Source organism: Pseudomonas sp. UBA4194, assembly GCF_002379585.1.
GTDB lineage: Bacteria > Pseudomonadota > Gammaproteobacteria > Pseudomonadales > Pseudomonadaceae > Aquipseudomonas.
The window spans coordinates 1-19054 of record NZ_DFUE01000013.1; the positions used below are offsets into that span (position 1 = coordinate 1).

At 62.9% G+C, this 19054-nt stretch carries 16 protein-coding genes; 3 read left to right on the plus strand and 13 right to left on the minus strand.

The genetic code is table 11. The annotated features are described in order from the left end of the window. The first annotated feature begins 245 nt into the window (after nucleotides 1-245). Nucleotides 246-1448 (plus strand): amino acid deaminase, encoded by a 1203-nt coding sequence (locus B3397_RS02995; RefSeq protein WP_296247175.1) that lies wholly within the window; start codon nucleotides 246-248, stop codon nucleotides 1446-1448. Between the two features lie 66 nt (nucleotides 1449-1514). Here B3397_RS02995 and B3397_RS03000 read toward each other — a convergent pair whose 3' ends face one another. Together B3397_RS03000 and B3397_RS03005 are read right to left on the minus strand one after the other, a co-directional pair. Then, nucleotides 1515-1790 (minus strand): peptidylprolyl isomerase, encoded by a 276-nt coding sequence (locus B3397_RS03000; RefSeq protein ID WP_296247176.1) that lies wholly within the window; start codon nucleotides 1788-1790, stop codon nucleotides 1515-1517. Between the two features lie 42 nt (nucleotides 1791-1832). After that, nucleotides 1833-3977 (minus strand): hybrid sensor histidine kinase/response regulator, encoded by a 2145-nt coding sequence (locus B3397_RS03005; protein WP_296247177.1) that lies wholly within the window; start codon nucleotides 3975-3977, stop codon nucleotides 1833-1835. Between the two features lie 85 nt (nucleotides 3978-4062). On the opposite strand from B3397_RS03005, the gene B3397_RS03010 reads away from it, so the two are divergent. After that, a complete protein-coding gene (locus B3397_RS03010) occupies nucleotides 4063-5232 on the plus strand; it encodes a PilT/PilU family type 4a pilus ATPase (protein WP_296247179.1) in 1170 nt (389 codons plus the stop codon). A 137-nt stretch (nucleotides 5233-5369) separates the two neighbouring features. On the opposite strand, the gene B3397_RS03015 is transcribed toward B3397_RS03010, so the two are convergent. From B3397_RS03015 to B3397_RS03055, 9 genes are all read right to left on the minus strand, one after another. After that, a complete protein-coding gene (locus B3397_RS03015) occupies nucleotides 5370-6170 on the minus strand; it encodes an endonuclease/exonuclease/phosphatase family protein (RefSeq protein WP_296247181.1) in 801 nt (266 codons plus the stop codon). Between the two features lie 133 nt (nucleotides 6171-6303). Then, complete coding sequence (locus B3397_RS03020; RefSeq protein ID WP_296247183.1) at nucleotides 6304-7074, minus strand: 3-hydroxybutyrate dehydrogenase; 771 nt, start codon at nucleotides 7072-7074, stop codon at nucleotides 6304-6306. A gap of 174 nt (nucleotides 7075-7248) precedes the next feature. Continuing rightward, nucleotides 7249-8829: an ABC transporter ATP-binding protein gene (locus B3397_RS03025; protein WP_296247184.1), complete on the minus strand. Its 1581-nt coding sequence runs from the start codon at nucleotides 8827-8829 to the stop codon at nucleotides 7249-7251. 78 nt (nucleotides 8830-8907) lie between these two features. Continuing rightward, nucleotides 8908-9930 (minus strand): ABC transporter permease, encoded by a 1023-nt coding sequence (locus B3397_RS03030; RefSeq protein WP_296247185.1) that lies wholly within the window; start codon nucleotides 9928-9930, stop codon nucleotides 8908-8910. Beyond that, complete coding sequence (locus B3397_RS03035) at nucleotides 9930-10997, minus strand: microcin C ABC transporter permease YejB (protein WP_296247187.1); 1068 nt, start codon at nucleotides 10995-10997, stop codon at nucleotides 9930-9932. Before B3397_RS03035 ends, B3397_RS03030 begins: the two co-directional genes overlap by 1 nt. Continuing rightward, nucleotides 10997-12844 carry an extracellular solute-binding protein gene (locus tag B3397_RS03040; RefSeq protein WP_296247189.1) on the minus strand — a complete coding sequence of 616 codons (1848 nt, stop codon included), beginning with the start codon at nucleotides 12842-12844 and terminating at the stop codon, nucleotides 10997-10999. The genes B3397_RS03035 and B3397_RS03040 overlap by 1 nt, the downstream gene beginning before the upstream one ends. 103 nt (nucleotides 12845-12947) lie before the next feature. After that, the gene (locus tag B3397_RS03045) at nucleotides 12948-13229 is read right to left on the minus strand and encodes a peptidylprolyl isomerase (protein WP_296247191.1); all 282 of its coding nucleotides are present in this window, start codon (nucleotides 13227-13229) and stop codon (nucleotides 12948-12950) included. Between the two features lie 347 nt (nucleotides 13230-13576). Further along, entirely contained in the window at nucleotides 13577-14206 is a 630-nt protein-coding gene (locus B3397_RS03050) for a LysE family translocator (RefSeq protein ID WP_296247193.1), read from the minus strand. A gap of 133 nt (nucleotides 14207-14339) precedes the next feature. Next, nucleotides 14340-15689, minus strand: coding sequence for an NCS2 family permease (locus tag B3397_RS03055; protein ID WP_296247195.1), 1350 nt, complete (start codon nucleotides 15687-15689; stop codon nucleotides 14340-14342). Between the two features lie 285 nt (nucleotides 15690-15974). Here B3397_RS03055 and B3397_RS03060 point away from each other — a divergent pair, with 285 nt between their 5' ends. Further along, nucleotides 15975-16730, plus strand: a complete 756-nt coding sequence (locus tag B3397_RS03060; protein ID WP_296247197.1) for a GntR family transcriptional regulator — start codon at nucleotides 15975-15977, stop codon at nucleotides 16728-16730. A 109-nt stretch (nucleotides 16731-16839) separates the two neighbouring features. Here B3397_RS03060 and guaD read toward each other — a convergent pair whose 3' ends face one another. Together guaD and xdhC are read right to left on the minus strand one after the other, a co-directional pair. Further along, complete coding sequence (gene guaD, locus B3397_RS03065; protein ID WP_296247199.1) at nucleotides 16840-18147, minus strand: guanine deaminase; 1308 nt, start codon at nucleotides 18145-18147, stop codon at nucleotides 16840-16842. A gap of 11 nt (nucleotides 18148-18158) precedes the next feature. After that, nucleotides 18159-18998 carry a xanthine dehydrogenase accessory protein XdhC gene (gene xdhC / locus B3397_RS03070; protein WP_296247202.1) on the minus strand — a complete coding sequence of 280 codons (840 nt, stop codon included), beginning with the start codon at nucleotides 18996-18998 and terminating at the stop codon, nucleotides 18159-18161. Nucleotides 18999-19054 lie beyond the last annotated feature (56 nt).

Below are 19054 nucleotides of genomic sequence, written 5' to 3' on the forward strand. Positions count from 1 at the left end.
GAATGGGGTAGGGCGTGGAGGGTGTGGTGGTTGGTCCCCTCACCCCAGCCCTCTCCCTAGGGGAGAGGGAGCTAAAAGCGGACTGCGGTGGCCGCAACTCCACCGTACGGCTCCTCTCCCTTGGGGATAGGGGGCTAAAAGCGGACCGCGGTGGCCGCAACTCCACCATACGGCTCCCTCTCCCTCAGGGAGAGGGCTGGGGTGAGGGGACCATCCACCACCCATTCCACTATCAGGAACCCATCATGCCCATCCACAACCCCATCGAAAAAGGCAGCGCCGCCCTCGGCGCCGACCTGCTCACCGAGGTCAGCCTCCCAGCCCTGGTCATCCACCGCCAGCCCCTGGAGCACAACATCCGCTGGATGCAGGCTTTCGTCAGCGCCAGCGGAGCCGAACTGGCCCCTCACGGAAAAACCAGCATGACCCCTGCACTGTTTCACCGCCAGTTGCAGGCCGGTGCCTGGGGTATCACCCTGGCCAACGCCGTACAGGTGCACGCCGCCTATGCGGCCGGCGTGCGTCGGGTGCTGATGGCTAACCAACTGATCGGCGCGGCCAACATGGCCTTGATCGCCGATCTGCTGAGCGACCCGGATTTCGATTTTCATTGCCTGGTCGATCACCTCGATCAGGTAGCGGCGTTGGGCAAGTTCTTCGCCGACCGGGGGCTGCGCCTGAATGTGATGATCGAGTACGGTGTGGTCGGTGGCCGCTGTGGTTGCCGCAGCGAAGCGCAGGTGCAGGCCCTGGCCGATGCCATTAATGCGCAGCCGGCGCTGGCGCTCACCGGCATCGAAGGTTACGAAGGGGTGATCCACGGGGAACAGGCCATCGCCGGTATCCGCGCGTTCGCCGCTTCGTTGGTCCGCCTGGCGGTAGGGTTGCAGAAGCAGGGCGCGTTCGCCCTCGAGCGGCCGATCATCACGGCATCTGGTTCAGCCTGGTACGACCTGATTGCCGAGTCGTTCGACGAACACAACGCTCGGGGGCGATTCCTCGGTGTGCTGCGCCCGGGCAGCTACGTGGTGCATGACCATGGCATCTACAAGGATGCCCAATGCGGCGTGCTGGAGCGCCGTGTCGATCTGAACGAAGGGTTGCAACCGGCGCTGGAGGTGTGGGCGCACGTGCAATCGATGCCCGAGCCGGGCTTTGCCGTGGTTGCCCTGGGCAAGCGAGACGTGGCCTACGATGCCGGCCTGCCGATGCCGTTGCGGTGCTACCGGCCAGGGCAGCAGGGCAGCACGGACGTCAGTGCGTGCACGGTGACGGCGGTGATGGACCAACACGCGTTCCTCACCATTGCCCCAGGCTGCGAATTGCACATCGGCGATATCCTCTCGTTCGGCACGTCGCACCCGTGCCTGACGTTCGATAAATGGCGAGTCGGGTTGCTGGTGGATGAGCAATTGCGCGTGGTCGAGCAGATGGCCACGGCTTTTTGATCGCCAGCCCCGACCCCATGTGGAAGCGGGTCTCTGCCCGCGAAGGGGCCAGACCTGCCCACCCCATCAATCCCTGTAAAACACCTGCACCAGGTGATACCCGAACTTGCTCTTCACTGGCCCATGCACTGTACGCAAAGGTTTCTTGAAGATGATCTGGTCGATCGCCCCCACCATTTGCCCCGGCCTTACCTCACCCAGATCGCCACCGCGCTTGCCGGAGGGGCAGGTGGAGTATTTCTTGGCCAGCACATCGAACGCCTCACCCTTGGCGATGCGTTGCTCCAGCGCCTCGGCCTCTTCGGCGGTCTTGACCAGAATGTGCCGTGCTTGTGCTTTCATGCCAGGATGCTCGTCGAAAAAAGCCGCTGATTATGCCGCAAATCAGGCCAGGTTGATCATCTCGCGAATCTTGCTGCCCAGTACATCGATGGAAAACGGCTTGGTGATCATGTCCATGCCCTCGGCCAGGAAGCCGTGGCGCTCTGCGGCTTTCTCCGCATAGCCGGTCATGAACAACACTTTCAACCCCGGCCGCTGCTGTCGGGCAATCTCGGCCAGTTGGCGGCCGTTGAGCCCCGGCAGGCCCACATCGGTGACCAGCAGGTCGATCTGCAATCCAGCCTCCAGCAATGCCAGGGCCGCACTGGCCTCGCCCGCCGAATGGGCGCGATAGCCCAGCTCGTCCAGCACATCGAGTACCAGCATGCGCACTGCCTGGTCGTCTTCCACCACCAACACACTCTCGCCCGCCTGGGCCATAGGCGGTTCCGGCAGCTGCGTATCGGCCTGCGGCTCCTCATGGGCAGACAGGTGTCGGGGCAGATACAGCCGCACGCAGGTTCCTTCGTGTGGGCGACTGTGCAGCGTCACCTGACCACCGGATTGCTGGGCAAAGCCGTAGATCATCGACAGTCCGAGCCCGGTGCCCTGGCCGATCGGCTTGGTGGTGAAAAACGGATCGAACGCCTTGGCCAGCACCGGGGCACTCATGCCGCTGCCGTTGTCGCTGACCCGAATCATCACATAGTCGCCTGGCCTGACCGGCTCCAGGGTCGCACCGTCGGGGGTGGCGTCCAGATGGCAGTTGGCGGTCTCGATGGTCAGCACGCCAGTGTCGGGCATCGCATCCCGGGCGTTGATCACCAGGTTGAGCAGGGCGTTCTCCAGCTGACTGGCGTCGGTGTTGACCGGCCACACGTCGGCGGCCAGGCGCAGGTGTAGCTGCAGGTGCTCACCCATGGTGCGGCTGAACAGGTCCTCCAGCGAGTACACCAGCTGGTTGGGGTCCAGGCGCCGACGATCCAGCGACTGACGTCGAGAGAACGCCAGCAGCCGGTGGGTCAGCGCGGCGGCGCGGTGGGCGGAGGTGACCGCCGCCTCGGTGAAACGGGCGATTTCGTCGCTGCGTCCGGCGCTGATGTATCGCTGCATCAGGTCGAGGCTGCCGATGATGCCGGTGAGCATATTGTTGAAGTCGTGGGCGATACCGCCGGTCAGCTGCCCCAGGGCTTCCATTTTCTGAGCGTGACGCAGGGCCTCCTCGGCGCGCTCGCGCTCATGCATTTCGTCCTGCAGGCGCAGATTGACCTCGGCCAGCGCCTGGGTGCGCTCGATCACCCGTGATTCCAGGGTCTCGTTGAGTTCGCGCAGGGCCTGCTCGACGCGGCGGCGATTGTTCACGTCTTCGGTCATGCCGAACCATTGCCGGGTCCGGCCATCGGTATCCAGGCGGGGCAGGGCGCGGGCGTGCATCCAGTGATAGCTGCCATCGACCATGCGCAAGCGGTATTCGGCGTCGTAGGGCCCCCCGGTGCTGACCGCGTGGCGCCAGGCATCCAGCGTCGGCTGATGATCGTCCGGATGTACCAGCTTAGCCCAGTCGGCATCGCTGGGTTGGCGGCTGTCCATGCCGGTGAGCTGACGCCAGCGGTCGGTCTGGCTTTCGCTGTTGGTGCGGCCGCTGGCGTCGGCCGTCCAGTGCACAGCGGGCGACAGCTCGATGGCCATGCGAAAGTGCGCCTCGCTTTCGCGCAATTCCTGCTCGGTGCGTTTGCCTTCGGCGGTCACCAGGCGGCGCTCGCTGGCCTCGATGGCGGTGACAAGGATGCCCGCCACCCTATCGTTCTCATCGCGAATGGGGCTGTAGGTCAGGTCCAGCCAGACCTTCGCCGAATCCTCGCCGCGGGGCAGGTTGAAGCCACGTTCGGTGTAGGTTCGCACCTCACCCTGCATCACGGCGGCGTAGATTTCGTCGGTGAACGGCTTGTACTCCGGCCAGATGGCGTCGACCGGTTGGCCGAAGGCAACGGGATGATTGCTGCCCACCAGTACGGCAAAGGCGTCGTTGTACACCTGGCAAAGCTGTGGGCCCCACAGCAGCAACATGGGCATGGGCGAGTGGGTCACGATGTCCACCGCCGTGCGCAAACTTTGCGGCCAGGCGTCCGGGCTGGGCAGGGGGCTGGTGCGCCAATCCATGGCGGCGATCAACGTCGCTACCTTGCCGCCCACAGGTAAGGCATTCATTGGGTTATCCTTTGATTTACCGCGGCTGCATATCCAGCCAAGCTATAGCTTACTTTCTATCGACTGCCTGTGTGGAACCCAGCATATGGAAATCCAAGCACTGCTCAAGATCCTGGCCAGCCAGGACGGCTCCGATCTGTATCTGTCTACCGGGGCGCCGCCCTGCGCCAAGTTCAACGGCGTGCTCAAGCCCCTGAGCAACGAAGCGCTCAAGCCCGGGGATATCGCCGCAATCGCCCAGGGCATCATGGATGCCGAACAGAAGATCGACTTCGAGCGCGACCTGGAAATGAACCTGGCGTTGTCGCTGCATGGCGTTGGGCGTTTTCGCGTGAACATTTTCAAGCAGCGCAACGAAGTGTCCATCGTCGCGCGCAACATCAAGCTCGACATCCCCACCTTCGAAGACCTGAAACTGCCGCCCAAGCTGCTTGATGTGATCATGGAAAAGCGTGGGCTGATCCTCTTCGTGGGGGCCACCGGTTCGGGCAAGTCCACCTCGCTGGCAGCGCTGATCGACTACCGCAATCGCCACGCCAGCGGCCATATCATCACCATCGAAGACCCGGTGGAGTTCATTCATCGACACAAGAAATCGATCATCAATCAGCGTGAGGTGGGTGTCGATACCCGCAGTTTCCAGGCGGCACTGAAGAACACTCTGCGTCAGGCGCCGGATGTCATCCTGATCGGCGAGATTCGCGACAGGGAGACCATGGAGCACGCCCTGGCTTTTGCCGACACCGGCCATCTGGCGATTTCCACCCTGCACGCCAACAACGCCAACCAGGCGCTCGATCGCATCATCAACTTCTTCCCCGAAGACCGCCGGCCGCAGTTGCTGAACGACCTGGGCAACAACCTGCAGGCGTTCGTTTCCCAGCGCCTGGTACGCACGGTGGACGGCAAGCGTCGAGCGGCTGTGGAAGTCATGCTGGGCACGCCGACGATTCGCGACTTCATCCATCGCAACGAGTTTTCCGAACTCAAGGGCATCATGGAGAAGTCGGTCAACCTGGGCATGCAGACGTTCGATCATGCCCTGTACGAGCTGGCGGTCGAGGGGGCGATCAGTGAGGATGAGGCGCTGAAGAATGCCGATTCGGTGAACAACCTGCGGCTACGGCTCAAGTTGCACAAGGAGGGCGGGGTGGAGCACACCTCGGCGCCAGTTGCACCGACGCCTGCGGCCGATACCCGTAGCTCGGATTGGGGGCTGGTCTCCGACGGCGATGAGCCTGGGTCTCAGGGCTAGGGACCGGCTCCGAACCGCGCCGCCCCCATCGCGGGTAGAACCCGCTCCCACAAAGATCCTCCCGCCCCACAAATCACCCCCCCCCACCCCATACCCCTGTGGGAGCGGGTTCTACCCGCGATGGCCGCGCCGCGGTGTCACAGATGCACCTCGACCGCCAACGGCAGGTGGTCCGATAAATGGGTCCAGGGCTTGTTCCCCAGGATGAGCGGATGATGGCTGGTGGCATTGCGCAGATAGATTCTGTCCAGCCGCAGCAGCGGAAAACGGGCCGGGTAGGTCTTGGCCAGCTGCCCGTTGTGTCGTTCGAACGCCTCGTGCAGATCCTGGTGCTTGGCCAAGGTGGCATTGCCACGCAACTGCCAGTCGTTGAAATCCCCGGCGATGATCACCGGTGCGGCCTCTGGCAGCGAATCCAGCAGTTGTCGCAACAACGCCAACTGCAGTTGCCGATGACTCTCAAGCAACGACAGATGCACGCAGATGGCATGCACCTCATCGTGCCCAGGCACCTGTAGCACGCAGTGCAGCAGACCCCGTCGTTCCGGCCCTGTGATCGATACATCCAGGTTGCGATAGCGCAGAATCGGGTATTTGGACAACAGCGCGTTGCCGTGATGACCGTCGGGGTAGACCGCATTGCGGCCATAGGCGAAATCGCTCCACATACTGTCGGCGAGAAACTCGTACTGCGACATTTCCGGCCAGTTGTGGAATTTGCTCGCATGGCGATCGTGACCGCCCAGCACTTCCTGTAGAAACACCAGATCAGCGCTGGTGCTGCGCACGGCTTCACGCAGTTCGGGCAGGATGAAGCGCCGGTTGAAAGCAGTGAAACCCTTGTGGGTATTGACCGTCAGGACGCGGATTCGGTGGACTGCCCTGGGTTGGTCTGGGGCAGGTTCGCCGGATGATGAGCTTGAGGGAGCGGAATTCACGAGGGCTCCTTGCGCAGTGGGGTGTTTAGTTCCGACTGCCTCGGGGCAGAGCGGTTCCGCTGGGTTTGGTGGGGGGGTGAATGGGCAGGGATTTGTGGTGGATGGTCCCCTCACCCCAAATCCCAGCCCCCGATCACTGCGCCAACCACCCCCCATCGATATTCCAAGCCGCCCCGCGCACCTGGCTCCCGGCCTCGCTGCACAGAAACAACACCAGCTCGCCCAGATGCTCTGGCGTCACGAACTCCCCGGACGGCTGCTTTTCCGACAGCAGCTCACGCTGCGCCTGCAACGCATCGCCGCCCTTGGCTGCGCGGGCATCGATCTGTTGCTGGATCAACGGCGTCAGCACGAATCCTGGGCAGATGGCGTTGCAGGTGATCTGCGTACCGGCCGTCTCCAGGCCCACCACCTTGGTCAGTCCCACCACCCCATGCTTGGCTGCGGTATACGCCGCCTTGCCCACCGATCCGACCTGACCGTGCACCGAGGCAATGCTGATGATCCTCCCCCAACCTCGCTCGCGCATGCCCGGCAATACCAGGCGGATGCCATGGAACACCGAGGAGAGGTTGATGGCCATGATCGAATCCCAGCGCTCTACGGGGAATTCCTCGACACTGGCGACATGCTGGATACCGGCGTTGTTCACCAGAATGTCCACGGCGCCGAAAACCTCATGAGCGTGGTCGAACATCGCGGCGATTTGTAGCGGATCGCTGACATCCGCGCCGTGATGGCCGACCTGTGTGCCGAACTGACCGACCTGAGCAAGGGCCGGGCCGGGATCGCCGAAACCGTTGAGCAAGACATTGGCGCCGGCCTTGGCCAGGGCGGTGGCGATGCCAAGGCCGATACCACTGGTGGAGCCTGTAACCAATGCGGTTTTGCCAATCAGTTGCATGTGGGTTTCCTTTTTTTGTTGTGGGGTGTCAGGTAGGGCGGCGGTGTCAGGTTCGCGGCTGTACGCCGCTCCTACAGGGAAGGTCGCCGCGACGCATACCCCCTGTAGGAGCGGCGTGCAGCCGCGAAGGGGCCGCCACGGTGTCACTGTCGATCCAACCCCGCCCGCCACCGCTTACTGCAGTAAAGCAGCCTTCAGCAGTTCACAGGTATACGGATGCTGCGGCGCCTCGAACACCTCATGGCTCGGCCCGTGCTCCACCACCTGGCCATCCTTGATCACGATCACATCGTGAGCCAGTGCCCGCACCACCGCCAGGTCATGGCTGATGAACAGGTAGGTCAGACCATGGCGCTCCTGCAACTGCCGCAGCAGGGTCACCACCTGCTTCTGAACCGTGCGGTCCAGCGCCGAAGTGGGCTCGTCGAGCAGGATCAGCGCCGGCTTGAGCACCAAGGCCCGGGCGATGGCGATGCGCTGGCGTTGCCCGCCCGAAAACTCATGGGGGTAACGATGCCGCGCGTCAGGGTCCAGGCCCACCTCGCGCAATGCCTCGACAACCTGTGCATCGCACGCCTTGGCGCTGTGCTCGCTGTGCACCTCCAGGCCTTCACTGATGATCTGCGCCACCGACATGCGCGGGCTGAGGCTGCCGAACGGGTCCTGGAACACCACTTGCATCTGCCGCCGCCACGGCCGCATCTGCTTCTGGTCCAGCGCATCGAGCGCCTGACCCTGAAAGCGGATGCTGCCTTCAGAATCGAGCAGGCGCAGAATCGCCTGACCCAGCGTCGACTTGCCCGAGCCAGACTCGCCGACGATGCCCAAGGTCTTGCCCTGCTGCAGGCTCAGGCTGATACCGTCCACCGCCTTGACGAACTCACGGGGCTTGCGAAACAGACCACCGCCAATCGGGTACCAGACTTTCAGCGCGTGCACATCGAGCAGCGTCTCGCGCTCCTGGCGGGGCAGGGCTTCGCCGGCAGGTTCTGCATCCAGCAGCAACTGGCTGTACGGATGCTGCGGTGCGGTGAACAGTTGCTCGCATTCGGCCTGTTCGACCACTTCGCCCGCGCGCATCACACATACGCGCTGGGCGATGCTGCGCACCAGGTTAAGGTCGTGGCTGATCAGCAACAGCGACATGCCCAGGCGTTGCTGCAAGGATTTGAGCAACTGCAGGATGCGCCGCTGCACCGTGACGTCCAGGGCGGTGGTGGGCTCGTCGGCGATCAGCAGTTCCGGCTCGCAGGCCAGGGCCATGGCGATCATCACCCGTTGCCGTTGGCCACCGGAGAGTTGATGCGGATAGGCCTTCAGGCGCTTCTGGGGGTGTTGGATGCCCACCAGTTGCAACAGCTCCAGGATGCGTGCGTCGGCTTCCTTGCCGCCCATGCCCTTGTGCACCAGCAAGGTCTCGCCAATCTGCTTGTGCACGGTGTGCAGCGGATTGAGAGAGGTCATCGGCTCCTGAAAGATCATCGCGATGCGGTCGCCACGCATCTTGCGCAGCGTGGCGTTGTCGGCGCCCAACAGCTCCTGGCCGCGGTAGCGCACGCTGCCGCTGCTTTGGCAGCCGGTGTCGGGCAGCAGTTGCAGGATGGAGTGGGCAGTGACCGACTTGCCCGAACCCGATTCGCCCACCAGGGCCACGCACTGGCCGGCGGGAATGTCGAGACTGAGATCCTTGACCACCGCCTGGCCGTTGAACGCGACGGTGAGGTGGCGGATTTCGATGATGTTGGGGGTCGTCATACGGCTATGCCTTGTGGGGTGCATCTGGCGGCGCCTTCGCGGCTGAACGCCGCTCCTACAGGGGGACGTGTGGCGGGCTCAGGAGCGAGGATCGAACGCATCGCGCAAGCCCTCCCCAATGAACACCAGCAACGACAGAATCAACGCCAGGGTAAAGAACGCGGTGAATCCCAGCCAGGGCGCCTGCAGGTTCTGCTTGCCCTGGGCAATCAACTCACCCAGCGATGCACTGCCGGCCGGCATGCCGAAGCCGAGGAAATCCAACGCCGTGAGGGTAGAAATCGCCCCGGTCAGAATGAACGGCAGAAAGCTCAAGGTGGCGTTCATCGCATTGGGCAGGATATGCCGGACGATGATCTTGCGGTCCGAAAGCCCCAGCGCCCGTGCCGCCTTTACGTATTCCAGATTACGCCCACGGAGGAATTCGGCGCGCACCACGTCCACCAACGCCAGCCATGAAAACAGCGCCATGATGCCCAGCAGCCACCAGAAATTCGGTTCGACGAAGCCCGACAGAATGATCAGCAGATAGAGCACCGGCAGCCCGGACCACACCTCCAGCAAGCGCTGACCGAACAAGTCCACCCAGCCGCCGTAGTAACCCTGCAGAGCACCGGCGGCGATGCCGATCAACGAACTGATCACGGTCAGTGCCAGTGCAAACAGAATCGATACCCGCGCTCCGAAGATCACCCGCGCCATCACGTCTCGGGACTGATCGTCGGTGCCCAGCCAGTTGGTCGCCGTGGGAGGGCTGGGCGACGGCTGGCTAAGGTCGTAATTGGGCGTGTCGGCGCTGAAGGCGATGGGCGGAAACAGCATCCAGCCGCCCCGTTGTTCGATCAGCTGGCGCACATAGTCGCTGCGGTAATCGGCCTGGAACGGCAGTTGGCCGCCGAACTCCTGCTCGGTATGGCGCTTGAACACCGGAAAGTAATACTCACCGTCGTACTTGATCATCAGCGGCTTGTCATTGGCGATCAGCTCGCCGCCCAGGGTCAGGGCAAACAGCGCCAGGAAAATCCACAGCGACCACCAGCCGCGGCGATTTCGCTTGAAACGGTCCAGGCGGCGACGTGACAGCGGAGAAAGAGCCAGCATCATGCGTTCCTCCCGCTGAAATCGATTCGCGGGTCGACCAGGGTGTAGCTCAGGTCACCCACCAGTTTGATCAGCAGACCCAGCAAGGTGAAGATGAACAGCGAACCGAACACCACCGGATAGTCCCGCGATACCGCCGCTTCGTAACTCAACCGGCCCAGCCCATCCAGGGAAAAGATCACCTCGATCAACAGCGAACCGGCGAAGAACACGCTGATGAATGCTTGGGGCAGGCCTGCCACCACCAGCAGCATGGCATTGCGAAACACATGGCCGTACAACACCCGCCGTTCGCTCAGCCCCTTGGCCCGCGCGGTCACCACGTACTGGCGAGTGATTTCGTTGAGAAACGAGTTCTTGGTGAGGATGGTCAGGGTGGCGAAACCGCCGATCACCAGCGACGTGACCGGTAGCACCAGGTGCCAGAAGTAGTCGGCCACCTTGCCTGCCAGGGTCAGCTCGTCGAAGTTGTCAGACACCAGCCCCCTTACCGGAAACCAGTTCAGCGACGTACCGCCGGCGAACACCACGATCAGCAGCATGGCGAACAGGAACGCCGGCATGGCATAGCCGATGATGACCAGGCTGCTGCTCCAGACATCGAAATGGCTGCCGTGGCGAACCGCCTTGCGAATACCCAGCGGGATCGAGACCAGGTAGGTGATCAGCGTGGCCCAGAAGCCCAGTGACAAGGTGACTGGCATCTTGTCCAGGATCAGGTCGGTAACCTTGGCCCCGCGAAAGAAGCTGTTGCCGAAGTCCAGCACCGCGTAGCTCTTGATCATCAGCCAGAGCCGCTCGTGGGCGGGCTTGTCGAAACCGTACTGGCGCTCGATGTCCTTGATCAGTTTTGGGTCCAGGCCGCGACTGGCGCGCGATCCCCCCTGCAGGGCTTCACCACCGCCGCCGGTGACGCTGCCACCGACGCCGCCCACCCCTTGCAGACGGGCGATGGCCTGTTCCACCGGCCCGCCGGGAGCCGCCTGAACGATGACGAAGTTCACCAGCAGGATAGCCAGCAGTGTGGGGATGATCAGCAGCAGCCGTCGCAGTGTGTAACCCAGCATCAGTTGGCCTTCCCTGTCTGGCGTGCCTGCATTTGTTCAGTGGTCAGCGCGGTCGGGTTGACTTCCCACCACGTCTCGATTGCCGGGTCGTTGGGGGCGGGCGTGGCGGGCATGCCGAAACGGTTCCACCACACCGTCGAGGTGCCGGGCGGATAGTAATTGGGCACCCAGTAGTAATTCCACTGCAGTACCCGGTCCAGGGCGTGGGCGTAGTCGAGCATGTCGGGCTGGGTCTTGGCCGCCACCAGCCCGTTGATCAACTCATCCACGGCAGGGCTTTTGAGCACCATGAAATTGTTCGACCCGGGGTCGGTGGCGCCCTCGGAGCCGAAGAAACCATACAGCTCGATGCCGGGCGTGGGGGTGACCGGGTAGCCGGTCACGATCATGTCGTAGTCCCGGGCCATCACGCGGTTGACGTACTGGGATGCGTCGATGCGACGAATCTCCATGCTGATGCCGATCTGCGCCAGATTGCGCTTCCATGGCAGCAACAGGCGTTCCATGCCGTTCTGGGTATTGAGGAAGGTGAAGCTCAGTGGCTGGCCCTCGGCGTTGACCAGGCGGTCACCGTCGGGATGCCAGCCGGCTTGCTGCAGCAGACGCAGGGCTTGCAGTTGCTTGTCGCGGATCAGGCCTGAACCATCGCTGGTGGGAGCGCGGAACACCTGACTGAACACTTCGTTGGGCACTTCACCGCGCAGGCCCCGGAGGATCTTCAATTCGCCCTCGGTGGGCGGCTGGGACGCGGCCAACGGGCTGTTGGAGAAAAAACTCTGCTGGCGGATGTACATGCCACGCATCATTTGCCGGTTGCTCCATTCGAAGTCCCAGAGCATGGCCAGCGCCTGGCGCACGCGACGATCCTGAAACACCGGGCGCTGCAGGTTGAACACATAGCCCTGGGCCGGCTGCAGACCCTGTCGGGCGAGGTGCGCACGTTGCAGGCGGCCATCGTCCAGGGGTGGACTGTTGTAGCCGATGGTGTAGGCGGTGGCAGAGAACTCGCGGTTGTAGTCGAAACCACCGCCACGCAGCACCTGGCGCGCGACGTCGGTGTCGCCGAAATACTCGATGCTGAACGTGTCGAAGTTGTACAGGCCACGGGCCTCGGGCAGATCCTTGCCCCACCAGTCGGGGTTGCGCTTGAAAGTGATGCTGCGGCCGTTGTCGATTTTGCCGACGCGGTACGGCCCGCTGCCCAGGGGCGCCTCGAAGCCGCCGCCGTTGGCGAAGTCGCGGGTCTTCCACCAGTGCTCGGGCAGCACCGGCAAGGTGGCCAGGTCCAGGGGCAGGGTACGGCTGTCGGTGTTCTTGAAGGTGAAACGCACCTGGCGCGGGCCTTCCACGACTACGTCCTTGACGTTGGCGAACTGGGTTCGGTACGCCAGGCTGCCTTGGGTCATCAACAGGTTGAAGGTGTAGCGAACGTCTTCGGCGCGGATCGGCTGGCCATCGGCGAACACGGCCTTGGGGTTGAGGTTGAAACGCAGGGACAGACCATCCTCGCCGCGCTCCATCGACTCGGCCACCAGGCCATACACCGTGTAGGGTTCATCCAGCGAGCGTACCGCCAGGGGGGCATAGAGCATGCCGTCGACCTGGCTCACGCCGATGCCTTTATCGATATAGGGCAGGATATGGTCGTACTGGCCGATCTCGATTGCCGAGCGGCGCATGCTGCCGCCTTTGGGGGCGTCAGGGTTGACGTAGTCGAAATGGGTGAAATCGGCGGGGTATTTGGGCGCTTCGCCGTAGACGGTGAGGGCGTGTTGCAGGGTCGCGAAAACGCAGGGTGTGGTCAACAACAGGACACACAGGGCCAGAGAAGAAAAAACCGCGCGCATTGTCTGCCTTGGTGATGGGAGGAGGGGAACAGCCTAACATCTTGGTGCACGGGCGTTGCAAACGAAAACGGCCCGCCAGGGGCGGGCCGTTCGTGCGCCGGGATCAGTCCTGGCGGCTGGTGACTTCCAGCAGGTGGTAGCCGAACTGGGTTTTGACCGGACCCTGGACGACGTTCACCGGAGCGCTGAATACCACGGTGTCGAACTCCTTGACCATTTGGCCCGGGCCGAACGAGCCGAGGTCACCGCCCTGGCGGCTGGAAGGGCAGGTGGAATTGGCCTTGGCTACTTCGGCGAAATCGGCGCCGCCTTCGATCTGGGCTTTGAGTTCGTTGCACTTGGCTTCATCGGCAACCAGGATGTGGCGGGCAGTGGCTTTGGCCATGAGGTATTACTCCTATCTAGAAAAGTTGTGCAGCCTACCCGATTGAGGGGGTGATTTCCTCGGAAAAGTTCCTTGGGATTGATGGGATGTTCGGGCGAGGGTGGGGTGTCAGGGAGGGCCCCTTCGCGGCTTCACGCCGCTCCTACAAGGAACCGCGTGTGCCAGATGCGTGGCAGCGCTGTAATACAGGGAACACTGTGTGTCATGGCCGATGGAACCCGGTGGGACAGGGAACACTGTATGTCACGGCTGATGGAACCCGGTGGGACAGGGAACACTGTATGTCATGGCTGATGGAATCCTGTGGGAACGGGCTCTGCCCGCGAGAGGCCGGTACTGACACCCCCTCACCCGCGGCTGAAAATCGACACCGCCCCCGCAGTCCCGAACAAGGCCGCGCTGATCCGGTTGAACCAGCTCTGCCCACTGCCCGTGCGCAGATACCGCGCCGCGCCGTGCGCGCCCAGGCCGTAGGCCAGTTTGCAACCCAGATCCAGCACCGTCCAGGTGGCGATCATGATCAGCAACTGACCCAGCAGCGGCCTCTCGGCACTCAGAAACTGCGGCAGGAACGCGGCAAAGAACAAGATATCCTTGGGATTGCTGGCACCCAACACAAATGCCCGACCAAACAACGCGCCGAAGCGCGGCGCCGGCAGGTTGCCGGGCACATGGGCGCCCTGAGCAGGCAGGCGCGATTGCTGCCAGCTTTGCCAGGCGAGGTAGAACAGGTACAGCGCGCCGACGATCTTCAATGCACTGAACACCTGTTCCGAGGCCATCAACAGCGCGCCCAGGCCCAGCGCCGAAGCACTGAGCAGACAGATCGAAGCGATCACCCCGCCCAGAAAAGCCGGATAAGACCGGCGCAGGCCGTAGTTCAGGCTGTTGCCGATCATCAGCAAAGACAGCGGGCCAGGGATGAGGATCACGATCAGGGCGGCGCCACTGAACAACAGCCAGGTGTCGAGGTTCACGGGGTTGAGTTCCTTGGTGTGTTGGGTTGATGGTATGCCTGGGGGTTGGTGGTTGCAGGCGCTCCGCCGTCAGCTCCCTCTCCCCCAGGGAGAGGGCCGGGGTGAGGGGACCATCCACCGCAGATCCAACCCCTTACAAAAACACAAACTTCGCCACAAAAATCGCACACAGCACCCACAGGCTCACCGAAATCTCCCGGTGCCGCCCGGTGCCCGCCTTCAATACCACATAAGTGATGAACCCCAGCGCGATGCCGTCGGCCACCGAAAACGTCAGCGGCATCATGATCGCCGTGACGATTGCCGGAATGCTGTCCGTGGCTTCATCCCATTCGATGTGGGCCATGCCGCCCATCATCAGCATCGCGACGTAGATCAGCGCACCCGCGGTGGCGTAGGCCGGAATCATACCTGCCAACGGCGCGAAGAACATCGCCAGCACGAACAGCAACCCTACCGTGACCGCCGTCAGCCCAGTGCGCCCACCGGCGGCCACGCCGGCAGCGCTTTCCACGTAGCTGGTCACAGGTGGCACGCCCACCATGGCGCCGAACACGCTGGACGCGCTGTCCGCCTTCAACGCCTTGGACAGGTTCTGGATGCGCCCATCGGCATTCACCAGATTGGCCCGCTGCGCCACGCCCATCAGCGTACCGGCAGTGTCGAACATGTGCACGAACAGGAACGCCAGTACCACGCTGATCATGCTGACATTGAACACACCGGCCACATCCATCGCCATCCAGGTAGGCGCCAGACTTGGCGGCATGGAGAAGATGCCGCCGTATTCCACCAGCCCCAGGCCCCAACCGGCCAGCGTCACCGCAATGATGCTGATCAGAATGGCGCCGAAAACGCGGTGATAGCTGAGCACCGCGATCAGCAGAAAACACACCGCCGCCAGCAGAGGTCCTGGCTCGCGCAGCGACCCCAGTTTGATCAGGGTGGCCGGGCTGTCGACGATAATGCCCGAGGTCTTCAAGCCGATCAGCCCGAGAAACAGGCCCACGCCTGCGCCCATGGCGTAGCGCAGGCTCACCGGAATGCTGTTGAGCAACCATTCGCGCACCCGCGACAGGGTCAGCACCATGAACAGCACGCCGGACACGAACACCGCTCCCAGCGCCGTTTCCCAGTTGTAGCCCATGGTGCCGACCACGGTGTAGGTGAAGAAGGCGTTCAGCCCCATGCCCGGCGCCAGGCCCACCGGCCAGTTGGCATAAAGCCCCATCAGCAGGCAGCCCAGCGCCGCCGCGATGCAGGTGGCAACGAAGGCCGCGCCGTGGTCGATGCCCGCGTCGGCCATGATGTTGGGGTTGACGAAGATGATGTAGGCCATGGTGATGAAGGTGGTCATGCCGGCGATCAGCTCGGTCTTGACCGTGGTGCCATGCGCTCTGAGCTTGAACAGCCTCTCCAGCAGGCCGGGGTGGGCAGGGGCATCGAGATTCAGGGTAGGGGTTTCGGTTTTTCGGCTTTCCACAGCATGTACTCCTCAAGACTTTTGTTGTTCTGCAAAGCCAGGCGGCTTTGTGAGGTGGCGCGTCCTGCGATTTTTTGACCAAAAGGTCAGGAAGTCATCGGTGCTGATTATGAGGTTGTATACAAAGAAAGCAAATAATGTTTTACAGAGTGTCGCCACATTATTCGAAGATATCGCTATAGACGCTGCCACAAGCCCCCGAAACTGACCTCACCCATGAACTGACAGAAGCAGATGGCCATGTGTACAATGAGTCCACTGCCGCAACTTCGCTTACGAGTGCCCATGAACGACCAGCTGCAACCCCTGAAGAAATCCCCCCGTATCGCCGGCAAGGCTGGCCGTAGCGGAACACAGGACGACATCGTCTATGCGCACATCTTCGAGGCGATCCTGGAACAACGTCTGGCGCCCGGCACCAAGCTGAGCGAAGAGGCGCTGGGCGAGATCTTTGGCGTGAGCCGCACCATCATCCGCCGGGCGCTGTCGCGGCTGGCTCATGAAGGTGTGGTATTGCTGCGCCCCAACCGCGGCGCGGTGGTGGCCAGCCCTAGCGTGGATGAGGCGCGGCAGGTGTTTTTCGCACGGCGCATGGTGGAGCGGGCGATCACCGAGCTGGCGGTGCAGCATGCCACCGTCGAGCAACTGGCCGAACTGCGGCAGATGGTGCACGACGAGCGCGACAGCTTCTCTCGTGGGGATCGGGGTGCGGGTATTCGCCTGTCAGGCGAGTTCCACCTGAAGCTGGCCGAAGCGGCGGGCAATGCCCCGCTGATCAGCTTCCAGCGCAGCCTGGTGTCGCAGACCTCGCTGATCATCGCCCAGTACGAAAGCGGCAACCGCTCCCATTGCTCCTACGACGAACACACCCAGCTGATTGATGCGATCGAAGCCCAGGACGCCGTGCTGGCGGTGAATTTGATGATGCATCACATGGATCACATCGACAGCAAGCTCAACCTGGACGAAGAGAGCGCCTCGGATGACCTGCACGCAGTGTTTTCGCATCTGTTGATGGGCAAGAAGGCGGTAAAGGGTTAAAGCAACCAAGCGATATAAGCCACACCCCCGAACGGCTCCCTCTCCCCCAGGGAGAGGGCTGGGGTGAGGGGACCATTCACCCCATAACTCAAACCACCCCCATAACCCATCACCCCCGCCGATGCACCAACCGACCGGCCGCATACGTCTCCTGCACCGTGCGATCATCCCCTAGCGTCATCAACACGAACAACACTTCCTCGAACGTCTTGGCCTGCTTGATCCGATAGCTCAGCAACGGCGTCGCGTCATAGTCCAGCACCACGAAGTCTGCGTCGGTGCCCGGCTGCAGCGTGCCGATCTTGTCTTCCAGGCGCAGCGCCCTTGCCCCACCCAGGGTCGCCAGGTACAGCGACTTGAATGGGTTCAACTTCTCGCCCTGCAACTGCATCACCTTGTACGCCTCGTTCAAGGTTTGCAGCAGCGAGAAACTGGTGCCGCCGCCCACGTCCGTGCCCAGGCCCACGTTGACCTTGAATCGCTCCGCCTGGGGCAGGTTGAACAGCCCGCTGCCCAGGAACAGGTTCGACGTCGGGCAGAACGCAATCGCCGAGCCGGTTTCCGCCAGCCGCTGGCATTCGGCGTCGCATAGGTGCACGCCGTGGGCCAGCACCGAGCGTTCACCCAGCAGCTGGTAGTGGTCGTAGACATCCAGGTAGTTGCTACGCTCGGGAAACAGCGCCTTGACCCACTCCACTTCCTTGAGGTTCTCACTGATGTGAGTCTGCATGTACAGGTCGGGGTACTCGGCCAGCAGCTGCCCGGCCAGGGTCAGCTGCTGCTCGGTGCTGGTGGGAGCGAAGCGCGGGGTGACCGCATAGTGCAGGCGGCCCTTGCCATGCCAGCGCTCGATCAGGGTCTTGCTGTCGGCGTAGCTGCTCTCGGCGGTATCGGTGAGGTAGTCCGGGGCGTTGCGGTCCATCATCACCTTGCCGGCGATCAGGCGCAGGTCGAGCTTTTCGGCCGCCTCGAACAGCGAGTTCACCGACTGCGGGTGCACGCTGGCGAACACCAGGGCAGTGGTGGTGCCGTTGCGCAGCAGTTCCTTGAGGAAGATCTGCGCGACTTCATCGGCATGGGTCTTATCGCCGAACTGCGCTTCGCAAGGGAAGGTGTAGTTGTTCAGCCAGTCCAGCAACTGCTCGCCGTAGGAGCCGACCATGCCGGTCTGTGGGAAGTGAATGTGGGTATCGATGAAGCCCGGGGTGATCAATACGTTCGGGTAATGGGCGATCTCCATGTCGGCGGGCAGGCCGGGCAGCAGATCCTCGGCGGGGCCGACGGCGCTGATCTGGCCGTTGTCGATGACCAGCACGCCATCGGCGAAGTATTCGTAAGAGGCTTCGATGCCCACTTCGGCGGGGTCGGCGAGGCTGTGCAGGATGGCGGCACGGTAGGCTTTGCGGGTCAGGCTCATGGTGCGTCTCTTCAGTTGGCTTGGCTACGGCGGGAAACCGGCAGCAGTTGGGCGACGGATTCCGAGCTGGCTGTCCCCAGGCCGAAATTGGCATTGTAAGTGGCAATGATTTCCGCGGCGATGGACACCGCAATTTCGATGGGCAGCTTGCCCTTGACCTCGGCCAGTCCCATCGGGCAACGCATGCGCTGGACAACGGCGGGATCGAAGCCACGATCGCGCAGGCGGTGCTCGAATTTGACCCGTTTGGTTTTCGAGCCGATCAGGCCGAACCAGGTGAAATCGTTGCGCTTGAGGATGGCCGCCGTCAGTTCCAGGTCCAGTTGATGGTTGTGGGTCATGACGATGCAATAACTGCCGGCCGGCAGGTCGTCGACTTCGTCGACCGGCTCTTCGTTGATCACCTGATGCACGCCGGCCGGCAACTGGGCGGGGAATTCGTCGGCGCGCGAATCGATCCAGCGTACCCGGCAGGGCAGGCTGGCCAGCAGAGGTACCAGTGCGCGGCCGACATGGCCGGCGCCGAACACAGTGATGTGGGCTTGAGGGCGGCCCATGGGCTCGAACAGCAATACCGTGGCGCCCCCGCAGCACTGGCCCAGGCTGGCGCCCAGGCTGAAGCGCTCGAGGTGGGTGGCCTGGCTGCCACTGGCGAGCATCTGTCGGGCGATGTGCAGCGCTTTGTATTCAAGGTGGCCGCCGCCGATGGTGTCGTACAGCGCGTTGGCGCTGACCACCATCTTGGAACCGGCATTGCGCGGGGTGGAGCCCTTTTCTTCGATGATGGTCACGAGCACGCAGGGCTCGCCCTGGGCGTGCAGGTCGGCAAGGGCGCTGATCCAGGTGTTCATGACTTGGGTTCCTCGGTGGCGGAGGGGGCCTCTTCGCGGCTTGACGCCGCTCCTAC

Bases quoted from the DNA above. Each gene is read 5' to 3' on its own strand.
- B3397_RS03035 (WP_296247187.1), bottom strand. From the start codon at position 10,997: ATGCTGGGTTACACACTGCGACGGCTGCTGCTGATCATCCCCACACTG.
- B3397_RS03005 (WP_296247177.1), bottom strand. From the start codon at position 3,977: ATGAATGCCTTACCTGTGGGCGGCAAGGTAGCGACGTTGATCGCCGCC.
- B3397_RS02995 (WP_296247175.1), top strand. From the start codon at position 246: ATGCCCATCCACAACCCCATCGAAAAAGGCAGCGCCGCCCTCGGCGCC.
- B3397_RS03000 (WP_296247176.1), bottom strand. From the start codon at position 1,790: ATGAAAGCACAAGCACGGCACATTCTGGTCAAGACCGCCGAAGAGGCC.
- B3397_RS03010 (WP_296247179.1), top strand. From the start codon at position 4,063: ATGGAAATCCAAGCACTGCTCAAGATCCTGGCCAGCCAGGACGGCTCC.
- B3397_RS03020 (WP_296247183.1), bottom strand. From the start codon at position 7,074: ATGCAACTGATTGGCAAAACCGCATTGGTTACAGGCTCCACCAGTGGT.
- B3397_RS03025 (WP_296247184.1), bottom strand. From the start codon at position 8,829: ATGACGACCCCCAACATCATCGAAATCCGCCACCTCACCGTCGCGTTC.
- B3397_RS03040 (WP_296247189.1), bottom strand. From the start codon at position 12,844: ATGCGCGCGGTTTTTTCTTCTCTGGCCCTGTGTGTCCTGTTGTTGACC.
- guaD (WP_296247199.1), bottom strand. From the start codon at position 18,147: ATGAGCCTGACCCGCAAAGCCTACCGTGCCGCCATCCTGCACAGCCTC.
- B3397_RS03060 (WP_296247197.1), top strand. From the start codon at position 15,975: ATGAACGACCAGCTGCAACCCCTGAAGAAATCCCCCCGTATCGCCGGC.
- B3397_RS03030 (WP_296247185.1), bottom strand. From the start codon at position 9,930: ATGCTGGCTCTTTCTCCGCTGTCACGTCGCCGCCTGGACCGTTTCAAG.
- B3397_RS03045 (WP_296247191.1), bottom strand. From the start codon at position 13,229: ATGGCCAAAGCCACTGCCCGCCACATCCTGGTTGCCGATGAAGCCAAG.
- xdhC (WP_296247202.1), bottom strand. From the start codon at position 18,998: ATGAACACCTGGATCAGCGCCCTTGCCGACCTGCACGCCCAGGGCGAG.